This is a genomic window from Streptomyces sp. CAU 1734 (assembly GCF_039888735.1).
In the GTDB taxonomy this organism is placed as follows: Bacteria; Actinomycetota; Actinomycetes; order Streptomycetales; family Streptomycetaceae; genus Streptomyces.
On the sequence record NZ_JBDQQP010000001.1, the window covers coordinates 633,757 to 647,069 of the forward strand.

Below are 13,313 nucleotides of genomic sequence, written 5' to 3' on the forward strand. Positions count from 1 at the left end.
GTCCGGAGACGCGCAGGGATCCTATGAGACGAGCCGGGTCACCGTGTCGATTGCGGCCTGCCAGGGGTAGGGACGCCGTTCGCCGGGCTGGTTCGGCTCGAAGCCGCCGGGACCGTAGAGCACGGTGACACCCATCCGGCGCAGCTCGGAGACACTCCTGTCCACCTGCGGGTGAGCGGCGTACGCGCTGTTCACGCATGGCATGGCCACGGTCGGGATGCCCTTCCCGATGCTTTCTGCCACCACCCCCACGACGAAGGCGGACGTGAGGCACAGCGCCCAGGAATTGAGGCTGTTCGCCGTCACCGGAGCGAAGAGGATCCCGTCAGCGCGGGGCCATGTGTCCGGCTCGCCGGGGCGCTTGTACTGGCTGCGCACCGGGTGCCCGGTCAGCTCCTCCAGCGTGCCCAGGTCATCGCGGAGCCAGTCCGCCGCAGCCGGTGTGAGTCCGAGACACACGTCCCATCCGCGCGACTGGAGATCCCGGATCACCGTGTCGACTTCGAAGACCGGCGGCGCCGCGCTCCCGAACAGATAGATCGTCGTCATGCCGGCCATCCGACCACACATGCGAGCGCTCCCGCACCGGGAGTGGGCTGGAGCGGTCGTGGGTCCAACTCCCTTCCGCGCGGGTACCTTTCCGGATGAGGAGCCAGGAACGGAGGCCGGCATGTCCTTTCCGGACGGCGATGACATCGGCGCGCGCATCAGAGCCCAGCGGCGGCTGGCCGGCCTCTCACAGCGGGAGCTGGCGGCCCGGCTTCCGTACTCGTACAGCCTGCTGAATCAGGTCGAGTGCGGGTCCAAGCCCGCGACCGCGGACTTCGTGTCCGCGGTGGCCCGCGGCCTCAGGATCGACGCCACCGCACTGACGGGGCTCCTGCCCGACGTGGCCGGCACACACCATCGTCTCGGCTCGCTGGTGAGCCCGATCCGTGAGGCGCTCGACCAGTACGACCTGGGCCCTGTGCCGGATTTCACCACCCGGCCGGTCGCGGTCCTCGTCGCCGAGGCGGACCGGGTCTGCCGGCAGGTCCGGGCGACTCACCTCCGCAAGGCCGGCGAAGCCCTCCCCGGGCTCGTCATGGAGCTGACACACACTGTCTGGACCGCCCCGTCCACACCGGTGTGGCAGGCGCTCGCCTCCGCCTACCGCACTGCCGCCGACATCGCTCTCAAGCTGGGCTTCCCGGATCTGTCCCGGCTCGCCCTGGACCGGATGCACTGGGCCGCCGAACGCGCCTCGGATCCCTGCCTCGCAGCCCTCCGGCAGTACAAGCGCGGCCTGCTCCACAAGGGCGGGTCCCACGGGATCGGACTCCTGCTCATCGCCGACGGACACCGGCTGCTCGCGGGGGAGACCTCGCGCGAGGCTCTCGTCGTCGCCGGGCAGCTGCATCTCGGCGCGAGCGCGCTCGCGGCACGAGCGGAGGACGGGGGCTCGGTGGACAGACACATCTCCGCGGCCCGGGAGCTGGCGGACCGAGTCGGTGGGGAAGCCCCCGAGGTCCACTGGCTGTCATTCGGGCGCCGGAATGCCGATATGCACGAATTCGGGGCGCACGTCACGATGCGGCAGTACGACGACGCCTTCGCCAAGGCCCGGAAGCTGAAGCCACCCGCGTCGACACTGACCTCACGCCGGGCACGGTTCCTGGTCGACCGGGCACGGGTCGAAATGGAGACCGGGCACCCGGACGCCTCACTGAAGCATCTCTCCGAGGCGCGCCGGGCCGCGCCCGAGCAGACCCGCTACCACCCGGGAACCCGGGAGACGGTCACCGGGCTGGTGCACCTGAGCCGCCGCAGCCCGGAGACGCTCGCGCGCATGGCGAAGTGGATCGGCCTCTGATCCCGGTGCTCACCACGCTCACGAATCCGTGAGCGTTCTGCCCTCCTTCGGGCGACAGGCTGGACGTACCTGATCAGCTACCAGGAGGAGGGCTTCGTCGTGATGACGATGCGGGTGTACCGGGTGAGCCCTGAAGGGCAGCGTCTCCCCGTCTCGCCGACGATTGTGGTCGGCGATCCGGAGGCGCCGCCGATGCCGCTGGCGCCGATAGTGTCCAGCGATTACCCGCCGTGCGCCTGCCCCCGCGAGAACTGCCCCGACCGGGGCGGCCGGGAGCTGACACCGTGGAACGGGTGACCACCGGCGCCGGCCGGATATCGCCGGAGTGCCACCTCGGCGAATGCGGCCTGTGCGACGGACCCACCGTCATCCGCCTCCAGGACCGGAACCCGGCCGGCAAACCGATCCTCGACATCCGGTGCGCGCACCCCTGCCACGAGCAGGCCGCCCGACCTCCCCTCCCGCTCCGCCTCCCCGGCGCACACGCCGCGCGGGCCGGTCACGCCATGTCGGCGCGGCCGGCCCGGAGCGGGGCGGAGAGATCGGGAGCGGGGTCAGTGCTTGACGCCGCTCACCTCGTTCGGTGCCTTCGGGAGCGTCACCGAGGCGGTGCGCTTCCCGGTTTCGATGTCGATCGCGTGGAGCTCGCGCGTCGCCGGGTCGGAGACGTACGCCGTGTGGTCGCGGACGAAGAGGGCCGGGCGGGCCTGCTGCCAGTCCAGGGGTTCGCTCCATTCGCCGATGACGGGGATCGTGCGGGTCACCTTCCCGGCCTCCGGGTCGATGACATGGATCCTGCCGTCGGTGCCCAGGACCAGCGCCTCGCCGTGCGGGCCCCGGGCCAGGGAGCGGAAGGTGTAGCTGGTGCCCAGGTCGACCAGGCGCAGCTTGCCGGTCTCCGTGTCGATCAGGGAGATCTGCTCGGGGCGTTCGAGTTCGGCGTCCTCGTCCTTCTTGTAGTCGCCGAGCACGACCGGGGAGTGCTCGCTGCCGGACTGGTTGCCGATCCTGCCGTACGCGGTCGGGCTCTTCACCTTCTTGATGACGCCGTCCCGGTAGATCAGGACACCGTCCTGGCAGCCGACGACGACGGCCTCGTTCTCCGCGGTCGCCTCGCCGTGCACGCCGGGGCACTGCTCGTTCTTCGCGATCCGCTCGCGGTTCGCGTCGAGCACCTCGATGCCGACCCGCTTCTCCTCGGTGCCGAGGGTGCTCACCAGCGTGCCGTCCGCCAGTTCGACGGCCACCCCGTGGTGGGGCGCGGGTGCGGTGTAGCGGTCGGTCGCGGGCCTGCCGGGGCCCTTGAGGTCCTTCGGGTCGAAGGCGGTGACCTCGCCGGTGCCGTCGGTGAACAGCACCGTCCTGCCCGCGTGGCGGACGACATGGCCCGGCTCGGGGCCCTTGAACTCGACATCGGTGAACTTCTGCCCGGTCGCGTCCAGCACCCGGAATCCGGCGTCCGTGGAGACCATCACATGACGGTCGTCACCGGCCGGGTTGACCCGGTTGAAGCCGGGCAGCGGGATGGTTCCGGCGAGGGCGAGCGTCGAACCGTTGAGGATCTGGAGGCCGCCGTCGTGGGTGACGACGATCGGGTTGGGGACCGGGGGCTTCGCCGGGGCGGGGGACTTGGCGCCGGCGGGGGCCGTGGAGTCCGCCTTCCCGGTGCCGCAGGCGGTCAGCGCGAGGGACGCGGTCACCAGGGCGGCGACGCCCGCCGCCATCCGGGGCCGTATGGATGTGCTCATGGGTTTCTCCTTGAAAGGGGGGAAGCGGGGGGGGCGGGTCAGGGGGCGAGACCCGCGACGATCGATCGCGTATTGGCGCGCATCATGTCCAGGTAGGTGCCGGCGCCCCCGCCCTTCTCCGTGAGCGATTCGGAGAAGAGCGGGATCACCCGGATGTCCCGTTCGCTCTCGCGTTTGAGGACCTGGGCGAGCCGGTCGGGCTGGGAGGAGTCGGCGAAGACGGCCCGTACGCCGGCCCGGTCGACCGCGGTCACCAGCGACTTCAGGTCGGAGGCGCTGGGCGAGGCCAGGGTGGTGCCGCTGGGGATGACGGCGCCGATGACGCGGAAGCCGAAGCGCTGGGCGAGATAGCCGAAGACATGGTGGTTGGTCACCAGATTGCGGCGGGCCACGGGAATCTCGCCGAAGCTCTTCCGCATCCACTGGGTGAGCTCGGCGATCTCCTTCCGGTACCGGTCCGCTCCGGCTCGCACGGCTGTGGCGTCGACCCCGTCGACATGCTTGGTTATCTGATTGGCGATCAGGCCAACCGCTCTGTGCACTCGTTCCGGATCGGTCCAGAAGTGCGGATCGGGGCTGCCCGCCGTCTCATCCGTGCCGTAGTCGATCGGATCGACCGCCGCACCCGCCGCGAAGACGGGCACCCCCGCCTCCGCGGCGGCGTCGACATGCCGCAGGACGTTCTCCTCCAGGCCGAGGCCGTTGTGGACGATCAGATCGGCCCGCTCGATGGCGGCGGCCTGCGGGGCGGAGATGCCGAAGGAGTGCGGATCGGCGTTGGCCGGCATCAGTACGGTGACCTCGGCCTCGGCCCCGACGACGGAACGCGTGATGTCGCCCAGGATGTTGGTGGTGACCACGATGGACCGGCGGCCGTCGTCGCCGCCCGCCGAGCACCCGGTGAGGGAGACCGCCACCGCGATCACCGCGAGGGCCGCCGGCAGTACGGCGGTGCGGACGAGGCGCCTCATCGGCCCGTCTCCGTCATGAAGGAGGGGGCGAGGCCGGGCGAGAAGGTCCGGGCCGTGCGCAGATCGTCGCGGTAGTCGATCTCGTACACCTTGGCGGCGCGCTCGTCGTTGACGTACGCCCGGCTCGTGTCGATCTCGATCACCGTGCCGGTCCCGCCTTCCGGGACGGGGGCGATCAGCTGTTCGCGGGCGGTCTCGCGGCCGGTCGCGGGGTCGTACGCCCGCAGCACTCCGTCCCTGGTCAGGACGAGCAGGGGGGTGCCCTCCCCGGCCGTGTTGGCGGCCAGGACCGGGCCGGTCCGCACCCGGGTCCAGCGGCGTTCGGCGGCGTCGAGCAGCCAGACGGAGTCCGGGCCGGCGGGGGCGGCCAGGGTGGTGGCGCCGGGCCGGTGGCGGAAGTCGGCGGCGCGGTCGCGGGCGGCGGGGGCGGGGCCCGGGTAGGGGATCCGCAGCGCGGTGAAGGTGCCGTTCCGTTCGCTGACGAGCAGGGCGCCGTCGGCGCAGCCGAGCACCGCTCCGCGCCGGGTGACGGCCGCGCCGCGCGGTTCGGCGCACCGCTGGGGGAGCACGGCGCGCCGGGCGCCGCCCCGCTCCCGTATCTCCACGGTGTCGCGTGCCGGTCCCGTGCCGGAGACCAGCAGCCGTTCGCGGTAGGGGACCACCGGGCCGCTCCCGCCGCCGGGCGCCGGTACGGGCGCGGTGAGGCGGCCCCGCTCCAGGGCGGTGCGGTCGAGCAGGCCGGTGGTGCCGTCGTCGTGGGTGAGGGCGGTACGGGCGGGGTCGCCGTGGGCCCGGACCGCGCGCCTGCCGGGGATCTCGCCGAGGTCGCGGATCGCGGCCCGGTAGTAGTGGACATGGTCGCCGTGGTCGGTGGTCCAGGCGCCGCTGTCGATGACCCGGGTGCCGCCGGCTCCGGCGACATGGGCGAATCTGCCGTCCGTGGTGACACCGCGCGGGCCGGGCACCGTGGCCGCCGGTGTGACCTTCCCGGTGGCCGGGTCGAGGACCCGGACCGCTCCGGTCGCCGCGTCGGCGAGGACCAGCCGGGACTGCGGTTCGGCGCGTTCCTCGGCGCCTTCGACATATCCGTGCGGCGGGGCGGCGGAGGCCGCCGGGGCCGGCCGGACGGGGTCGCCGTTCCCGCAGCCGGCCAGCAGGGCGGCGGTGACTCCCGCCGCGGCCGCGGCGGAGACGGTCACGGATCTGCTGATTCTCATCGGGCGGGCTCCGATTCCCTGGACGGTGCGGAGGAGAGCCGCGGGGCCCTGCGGTTCCAGAGCGCGGCGGCGAGTGAGGAGAGGAAGAACTGGCCCACCGCGGCGGCGGCGATCGTCGCCCCCGCGGCGGTGCCCAGATGCCAGGAGGCCAGCAGCCCGGTGAAGGTGGCGCTCGCGCCCAGTACGGCGGCTCCGGCCATCACCACCGGAATGGAGCGGGCCCAGCGGAGCATCGTGGCCGGCGGGGCGATGAGCAGGCCGAAGACCAGCAGGGTGCCCACGATGTGGAAGGAGGCGACGATGGCCAGGGTGAGCAGCCCGAGCAGGGCCGCGTGGGCCGGGCGGGGGCGCAGCCCGAGGGTGTGGGCCTTGCGCTCGTCGAAGGCGAGGGCCACGAAGGGCCGGTAGCCGAGGACGGACGCGGCGAGGGCGACGCCGAGCGCGATCCCGAGATGGACCAGATCGTCGCCGCGCACCGCGAGCACGTCCCCGAAGAGGAACCCGGTCAGATCGACGGCGAAGGACTGCGACCGCGAGACCACGATGACTCCGGCGGAGAGCATCCCGACGAAGAGCAGTCCGATCCCGGTGTCCTGGGAGAGCCCGCGCGAGCGGCCGAGCGCGGAGACTCCGAGGGCCATCGCCGCCGCGCTCAGCGCGGCGCCGATGGTCAGGCTCACGCCGAGCATCGAGGCGGCGGCGATGCCCGGCAGCATTCCGTGGGCCATGGCGTCGCCGAGGAACGCCATGCCGCGCAGCACCACCCACGTGCCAGCCAGGGCGCAGATCGCCGAGACGAGCACGCCGCTCCACAGCGCCCGCTGCACAAAGGTCACTTCGAAAGGACCGGTCAACCACTCCATGAGCCGGGACCCTACAATGAAAATGATTATCGTTTCAAAGGAGGTTTCGCATGACGGGCGCCGACGGCGGGGCACGCGTGACACTGGAAGAGGTCTCGGCCGGATACCCGGGACGGCGGGTGCTGCGTCAACTCACCGCCCGGATACCGGCCTTGGCGTCCACCGCGATCGTGGGGGCGAACGGCTCGGGCAAGTCCACGCTGCTGGGAGTGGTGGCCGGTGTGATCCCGCTGACAGCGGGCAGGGTCGGCACCGGGCCGGGCCGGCGGCCCGCCTTCGTCACCCAGCGGAGCGCGGTCGCGGACACCCTGCCCCTCACGGTCCGGGAGACCGTGGCGATGGGACGGTGGGGACATCTCGGGCTGCTCGGCCGGCTCTCCGCCCACGACCGGGAGGTGGTGGACGCCTCGATGGAACGGCTCGGCATCGGCGGGCTCGCCGGCCGCCGGCTCGGCGAACTCTCCGGCGGACAGCGGCAGCGCGCCCTGGTCGCCCAGGGACTGGCCCAGGAGGCCGATCTGCTGCTGCTGGACGAACCGGCGACCGCCCTGGACCCGGCCGCCCGGGAGCGGATCGCCGAGGTGCTGGAGGAGGTGACCGCCCAGGGGATCACCGTGGTCCAGGCCACCCACGATCTGCGGGCGGCCCGGCGGGCGGATCACTGCCTGCTGCTGTGGGAGGGACGGCTGCTGCGGGAGGGCCCGCCCGGGGACGTCCTCACCGATGAGCTGTTCCAGCAGGCGTGGCAGCCGCACTGAGCCCGGGGACCGGCGCCGGCCCGGGTGGGAGCCACCGCTACCGCCGCCCCGACGGACGCCGGAAGAGCAGCAGCACGGCCGCGGGCAGCAGCACCAGCAGGAGCCCGAGCCACCGCGCCGAGGCCGCCTCCCAGCGGACGGCGTCCTCCGGAGGGCCGAAGAACTCCGCCTCAGGGGGCAGCAGAAGCAGCACCATGACGGCTGCGGCCGGGCCGGCCGCCGCCAGGGTGCCGCCGCCAGGGCCCCCGGCGGACCGCAGCCCCAGCAGGGCGAAGACGATCACCAGCAGGGCGAGGGCCGCCGACTCCACCGCCAGATCGCCGTACGGGAGGGCCGGACCCGGACCGGGCGGGAGCGCCCCGCGCACGAGGAGGATCTGGAGCGCCCGGGCGGCGGCCAGCACCACCAGCGCGCCCGTCACCCGGAGCAGTCGGCGCAGCCACTGCGGGGAGGGGCAGCAGGAGGTGGTCGCGGCGGCCGGGTCGTCGATGACGAAGGCCGTGCCCAGGGCGCCGAGAACCGCCGCGAAGTGCGTCAGCAGCACCGCGGGGGCGAGTTCGAGCGGCGTCGCGAGGACGACGGGCACGGCGCAGACCGCCGTGCCCGCGCCCGCGCCGGCGAACAGCGGGAGCACACGCGCGGCCCGCCACTCGTGCGGCAGCAGCGCGGCGGCCGTCCGCGCGATCCGGTGCGTCCCGGCGGACGGGCGGCGCCCCGCCCGGCCCCGGCCGGTCAGCGTGCGCATCGGGCCTCGCTGTCCGCGTGCCGTGCGGCGGGTTCCCGGGCGCTGCCGCCCAGGAGTCCGGCGGCCCTCGGCAGAGTGGTCCCGGCGGCGGTGAGCTCGTCCCAGTGCCGGGCGACCCTTTCCGCCACGCCGTCGCCGGGGAGATCGAGCAGCCTCATGGCCGCCTCCGCCTCCTCGCGCCCGAAGTCCACGGTGGCGAGGACGCCGCCGAAGCCGACCCCGTCGCCCGAGCTCCTGCCGAGCGTCGAGCGCAGGGCGGTCCGGGTCTCCGGTGTCGCCTGCGCGGCCAGCCATACGGCGACCACCCCGCGCCCCCCGCAGATCAGCGGCATCGCACCGGCCTCGGCGGAGCCCCCGGACGGGCCGGCCGTGATCACCCGGTGGGCGAATTCGGAGGCGAACCCGCCCACGGCGTCGCTCGCGCCGTCGGAGCCGACACCCCACTCCGTACCCACCACGGCCGCCCCCGGCGTTCCCGCCCGGCGGTCGTCCGCGGCCCACGCCTCCAGCAGCGGCGGAACATCCAGCACCACGCCGGGGCCGGTGAGCGGTGCGATGCGCTGGCGCACCGTGTAACCCTCCCGCAGCACCCGCTCCGGCACCCGGCTCAGTATCCGCTCCGCCACCCCGGACCACTGCCGGTGCCGGTCCAGGAACTCCGGAAAGGCGCAGTAGGTGACCCGGCCCTCGCGCACACAGCGCTGACCGGGTGAGGGGAAGTGCTCCACCCGCGTACGCGCCTCGGCGACCGACGGGCTCAGGGGCCGCAGCTGGGCGGCGCCCGCCGCCACCGTCCCGGCCAGCGCCAGGGCCGCGGCGATCCGTACACCCGGTCCCCGCGCTCCGGACAGCAGCAGGACGGCGGTGCCGAGAACCGCGGCCAGCAGGACGAGATAGAGCAGATGGAGAGCGGCCGGCCGGCCCAGCAGCCGGGCGGGCAGGCCCTGATGACCCTCGTCGATCACCACCACCATCAGCCATCGCAGCGAGGCGGAGGGCGAGGGGTTGATCTGTGCCGCCACGGTGACGATCCCGGCCGCGCCGAGGACCAGCGGACCCATGGCCGGGGAGCGGGAGAGCGTGCCGGTCAGCACCGCGAGCACCCCCGCGAGCAGTACGGCCGCCGGCCCGGTGGCGAGCTCGGCCGGGGAGGGGCTGCCGACGCTCTCGGGCAGGAGCACCAGCCAGAGCGTCCGGGCCCCGGCGGTCAGGGTGACCAGCCCGGTCACCGGGAGCAGCGCCAGGAGCAGGGCCGCCGCCCGCTGCCACGGCTCGACGGCCAGGGTGTCGAACCAGGCGCCGGTGCCGTCCCGGACGGGCCGCAGAACGGCCCGGTGCGCGGCGAGGAAGACCCCGGCGGCCGGCAGCAGCAGCTGGAGCTGGAGGGCCCGGTCCTCGTACTGGAGCACCGGGTAGTGGACGACCGGCGAGAGCGCCGTCTCATGGATCCACAGACCGGAGCAGACCACGAGGGTGCCCAGGATCAGCGGATGGCGCAGCAGCCGGTACGCCTCCGCGGCGGCCAGCGCGCGCACGGCGGGCCAGGCGCGGTGGGAGTCCTCGCGGGTGCGGGTGCCGGAGGCCGTGCCCGTGGTCCCGGCGCTCATGCCGCCGCCCCCTTCGGGCTCTCCGGTGCGCCGGACGGAGCCGAGTTCAGCAGCAGACAGGCGTCCTCCAGGGTGGGTTCGGCGAGCTCCGCGCCGGCCGGCGGGACACCGATATTGCGGTGGACCCCGGTGCCGGTGCGCCAGCCCGCGACGGCGCGCGGATCGCGGTCCCGGCTGAACCAGACCTTCCCCCGGGCCAGCTCACCGAGCTCCCCCGGGGTGGCGTCGTGGCGGACCAGTCCCCCGCCGAGCACCACCACCCGGTTGCAGAGCGCGGCGACGTCCTCGGTCTGATGGGTGGAGAGCAGCACCGGCCGGCCCTCGCCCAGCTCCGCGATCACCTCCCGGAACCGCAGCCGCTGCCCGGGATCGAGCCCCACGGTCGGCTCGTCCAGGATCAGCAGCTCCGGATCCCCGATCAGCGCGGCGGCCAGGGCCACCCGCTGCCGCATCCCGCCGGAGAGCGCCTTGAGCCTCCGTCCGCGCTCATCGGCCAGCCCCACGGCGCCGAGCACCCGCCGCACCTCGTCGTGACGGGCGGCGCGCACCGTGTGCTCCTTGAGGATGGCGACATAGTCCACGAACTCGAAGGCGGTGAAGTGCCGGTGGAAGCCGGGATTCTGCGGCAGATACCCCAGCCGGCGGCGGATCTCCCGCCGCTGCCCGGGTACGCGGGGATCCCGCCCGAGCACCCGTACCTCACCCTCGCCGGGGACCAGCGCCGTGGCGAGTACCCGCAACAGCGTGGTCTTCCCGGCCCCGTTGGGGCCCAGCAGCCCCGTCACCCCGGCGCCCAGGGTCAGCGAGACCCGGTCGAGGGCGTATTTCTTGCGGTAACGCACCGTCAGACCGCTGACGGAGGCGGCAGTGTGGTCGTCACCGGGTCGATCGGCATTCATGCACGGATTCCCTTGTCGAGATCGAAGTCGGCGCGGAGCAGCAGCAGCACGGCCAGCCCGGCGGCCAGCAGCAGGGCCAGCACGGACTGGCCGGCGGGCGAGAAGAGCACATCGGAGCCGCGGGTCAGGGCCACCGCGGCCGTCCAGCCGGCGGCGGCGGTCGCGGCGGCGGGCAGTGAACCGATCCTCGGCACGAGCACCAGGCTCACCACGGTCAGCAGCAGCGAGGGCAGCAGCCAGCCGAAGGCGGCGAGCCCCGGCCCCGGCCCCGGCAGGGCGAAGGCGGCGGCGGCGGCCGGCGGCACGGTGGTGGCCAGCACCATCGCCGTGCGCAGCAGCACCAGCCGGAAGGCGCTGGGCGCGGCGATCCGCCCCAGCTCGTACCCGGGATCCCAGTGCAGGCCCAGGGAGACGGCCACCCCGGCGGCGGGCAGCAGCGGGGCGACCGAGAGATAGACGGTCGGCGCCGCGCCCGGCCCGGAGAGCCGGACGAGCAGTACGGACAGGAGCAGGGTCATGACGGTGCCGCAGAGCCAGCCCGCGCGCAGCGCCGGAGTGGCCGCCAGCAGCCGCGCCGCGTGATCGGGCACCCCGATCCGGAGCAGCAGCCGCTCCCAGGGGCCCGGTACGGGAAGATCGGCGGCCCGGTCGAGCCGCCGCCAGACCCGCTCGACCGGCAGGGGGTCGGTGCGCGCGGCGAGCCGGGCACGGCAGAGGGCGCAGCCGTCCAGATGGGTTTCGACCCCTTCGCGCTCCCCGGGGGCGGCACCGCCGAGCGCGTAGCGGCCCAGCAGTTCGCCCGCGGGGTGCGGTGGGGGCGGACAGTCGGTCATCACTGCTTCCTCTCCTCGCCGGCGGGACCGGGGCGCTCCCCGTCCCGGGACCGGTCGCGGTCCTTGGCGAGCTCGTCGCGGAGCCGCCCGCGCGCCCGCATCGCCCGGGTCTTGACCGTGCCGACCGGCAGCCGGAGCCGCTCGGCGGTCTGCCGGGTGGTGAGTCCGTCCAGTACGGTCGCCTGCATCACGACCCGCAGTTCGGGCGGCAGCCGCCCCAGCGCCGAGTACAGCGGCCCGAAATGACCGGAATCCAGGGCCTGTTCCTCCGCGGACGGGGTGACGGCCCGGCGCACCGCGGCGAGCGCCCGCTGGAGACGGCCCCGGCCGGCCCCCGCCCGGGCGGCGTCGGACAGCCGGCGGTCGGCGATCCGCCAGAGCCAGCCGGCGAAGTCCCGCACCTGCGGCTGCCTCCCCTCGGCACACGCCCGCCACACCGACAGAAAGGCCTCCTGGACGATGTCGTCGAGTTGCGCGGGATCGGCACACCGGTAGCGCAGCCGGGCCATCAGCCAGGGCGCGTAACGGCGGTACAGCGCCTCGAACGCCGCGCGGTCGCGCTCGCACACCGCGGCCAGCAGGGCGCCGTCGTCGGGTTCTTCCACCGCTGTCGGACTCACACCCCCTCGTCGGAGCGGAGAGGGTCCCCGGTTCACGATTCCCATGTGACCTGGATCACGTACGACTTTCCGAAGGGCCGGCCCCGGCCCGCCTTCACCCGCCGGTATGACGAGTCACCGGGAAGGCGCGCTTCCGGCCCGGGGCCGCGGCGGAGGGGAGGGAGCGGCGGGGGCGGGCGCCGCAGGGCCCCGGCACGGCGCGCGCCGACGCCCCCGCACGCCCGCGGACCGGGCCTCCCGGCCCACGCGAAAATGCCCCCTGAAACTGCGTTTCCGCAGATCAGGGGGCATTCAACAAGTGGAGCCTAGGGGAGTCGAACCCCTGACATCTGCCATGCAAAGACAGCGCTCTACCAACTGAGCTAAGGCCCCGAACGGGTGACGGCAACCACCCGGACCATCAGTTCCGGCGACCGCCGTGGACCAGAATACCGGGTGTCCCCCGGATTCCCGCAAAAGGATGGGGACTCCCGGTGAACGACCACTCTCCGTAAGATGCTCGTCGTGGTTCGCAGCAGCGAAGCCCGCTTGGGGAAGCGATGGGGAGACGCGCATGGACGCCGCTCAGCAGGAGACGACCGCAAGAGCCAGGGAGCTGCAGCGCAGCTGGTACGGGGAACCTCTGGGCGCGCTCTTCCGCCGGCTGATAGACGATCTCGGGCTCAACCAGGCCCGCCTCGCCGCCGTCCTCGGTCTCTCCGCCCCGATGCTCTCCCAGCTGATGAGCGGCCAGCGCGCGAAGATCGGCAACCCCGCCGTGGTCCAGCGGGTCCAGGCCCTCCAGGAGCTGGCGAGCCTCGTCTCGGACGGCAGTGTCAGCGCCGCCGAGGCCACCGACCGGATGGAGGAGATCAAGAAGTCGCAGGGGGGATCCGTGCTCACCGCCAACAGCCAGACCACCAACAGCTCGGGGGCGCCCACGGTGCGCCGGGTGGTGCGGGAGATCCAGTCCCTGCTGCGGTCCGTGGCGGCGGCCGGGGACATCATCGACGCGGCGGACTCCCTCGCCCCCAGCCATCCGGAACTGGCAGAGTTTCTCCGGGTGTACGGGGCCGGGCGCACCGCGGACGCCGTCGCGCACTACGAGTCGCACCAGAACTGATCAGCCCGGACGCCGGGTTCGGCGCAGCGGGGCCAGTACGGGATCCGGCACCGGATCCGACACGGGGGCGGCACAGGTCCGGCGCGGGGGCCGGGGCC

General features: G+C 73.7%; 14 protein-coding genes and 1 tRNA gene. 4 read left to right on the forward strand and 11 right to left on the reverse strand.

The features are described from left to right. Positions 1-21: 21 nt before the first annotated feature. The gene (locus AAFN69_RS02620) at positions 22-549 is read right to left on the reverse strand and encodes a flavoprotein (protein WP_347726558.1); all 528 of its coding nucleotides are present in this window, start codon (positions 547-549) and stop codon (positions 22-24) included. A 121-nt stretch (positions 550-670) separates the two neighbouring features. On the opposite strand from AAFN69_RS02620, the gene AAFN69_RS02625 reads away from it, so the two are divergent. Further along, positions 671-1,852 (forward strand): helix-turn-helix transcriptional regulator, encoded by a 1,182-nt coding sequence (locus tag AAFN69_RS02625; protein ID WP_347726559.1) that lies wholly within the window; start codon positions 671-673, stop codon positions 1,850-1,852. Positions 1,853-1,954: 102 nt separating this feature from the next. Beyond that, positions 1,955-2,149 carry a hypothetical protein gene (locus tag AAFN69_RS02630; protein ID WP_347726560.1) on the forward strand — a complete coding sequence of 65 codons (195 nt, stop codon included), beginning with the start codon at positions 1,955-1,957 and terminating at the stop codon, positions 2,147-2,149. Between the two features lie 257 nt (positions 2,150-2,406). On the opposite strand, the gene aztD is transcribed toward AAFN69_RS02630, so the two are convergent. From aztD to aztB, 4 genes are read right to left on the reverse strand one after another with little or no spacing between them, the layout of a single operon-like run. Continuing rightward, entirely contained in the window at positions 2,407-3,600 is a 1,194-nt protein-coding gene (aztD, locus tag AAFN69_RS02635; RefSeq protein WP_347726561.1) for a zinc metallochaperone AztD, read from the reverse strand. Between the two features lie 38 nt (positions 3,601-3,638). Then, a complete protein-coding gene (aztC, locus tag AAFN69_RS02640) occupies positions 3,639-4,571 on the reverse strand; it encodes a zinc ABC transporter substrate-binding protein AztC (protein WP_347726562.1) in 933 nt (310 codons plus the stop codon). Further along, positions 4,568-5,788: a hypothetical protein gene (locus AAFN69_RS02645; protein ID WP_347726563.1), complete on the reverse strand. Its 1,221-nt coding sequence runs from the start codon at positions 5,786-5,788 to the stop codon at positions 4,568-4,570. The genes aztC and AAFN69_RS02645 overlap by 4 nt, the downstream gene beginning before the upstream one ends. Then, positions 5,785-6,651 (reverse strand): zinc ABC transporter permease AztB, encoded by an 867-nt coding sequence (aztB, locus tag AAFN69_RS02650; protein ID WP_347726564.1) that lies wholly within the window; start codon positions 6,649-6,651, stop codon positions 5,785-5,787. The genes AAFN69_RS02645 and aztB overlap by 4 nt, the downstream gene beginning before the upstream one ends. A 50-nt stretch (positions 6,652-6,701) precedes the next feature. On the opposite strand from aztB, the gene aztA reads away from it, so the two are divergent. Further along, entirely contained in the window at positions 6,702-7,409 is a 708-nt protein-coding gene (aztA, locus tag AAFN69_RS02655; protein ID WP_347726565.1) for a zinc ABC transporter ATP-binding protein AztA, read from the forward strand. Positions 7,410-7,446: 37 nt separating this feature from the next. Here the strand turns inward: aztA and AAFN69_RS02660 are convergent, their stop codons facing one another. The 6 genes from AAFN69_RS02660 to AAFN69_RS02685 form a co-directional block, all read right to left on the reverse strand. Beyond that, entirely contained in the window at positions 7,447-8,154 is a 708-nt protein-coding gene (locus tag AAFN69_RS02660) for a hypothetical protein (protein WP_347726566.1), read from the reverse strand. Continuing rightward, positions 8,142-9,761, reverse strand: a complete 1,620-nt coding sequence (locus tag AAFN69_RS02665) for an ABC transporter permease (RefSeq protein WP_347726567.1) — start codon at positions 9,759-9,761, stop codon at positions 8,142-8,144. The genes AAFN69_RS02660 and AAFN69_RS02665 overlap by 13 nt, the downstream gene beginning before the upstream one ends. Next, positions 9,758-10,660 (reverse strand): ABC transporter ATP-binding protein, encoded by a 903-nt coding sequence (locus tag AAFN69_RS02670; protein ID WP_347726568.1) that lies wholly within the window; start codon positions 10,658-10,660, stop codon positions 9,758-9,760. The genes AAFN69_RS02665 and AAFN69_RS02670 overlap by 4 nt, the downstream gene beginning before the upstream one ends. Beyond that, a complete protein-coding gene (locus tag AAFN69_RS02675; RefSeq protein WP_347726569.1) occupies positions 10,657-11,493 on the reverse strand; it encodes a zf-HC2 domain-containing protein in 837 nt (278 codons plus the stop codon). The genes AAFN69_RS02670 and AAFN69_RS02675 overlap by 4 nt, the downstream gene beginning before the upstream one ends. Beyond that, positions 11,493-12,113: a sigma-70 family RNA polymerase sigma factor gene (locus tag AAFN69_RS02680; protein ID WP_347726570.1), complete on the reverse strand. Its 621-nt coding sequence runs from the start codon at positions 12,111-12,113 to the stop codon at positions 11,493-11,495. Before AAFN69_RS02680 ends, AAFN69_RS02675 begins: the two co-directional genes overlap by 1 nt. A 299-nt stretch (positions 12,114-12,412) precedes the next feature. Next, positions 12,413-12,485: transfer RNA gene (locus AAFN69_RS02685), tRNA-Ala, on the reverse strand. Between the two features lie 181 nt (positions 12,486-12,666). Here AAFN69_RS02685 and AAFN69_RS02690 point away from each other — a divergent pair. After that, positions 12,667-13,215, forward strand: coding sequence for a DNA-binding protein (locus AAFN69_RS02690; RefSeq protein ID WP_347726571.1), 549 nt, complete (start codon positions 12,667-12,669; stop codon positions 13,213-13,215). Positions 13,216-13,313 lie beyond the last annotated feature (98 nt).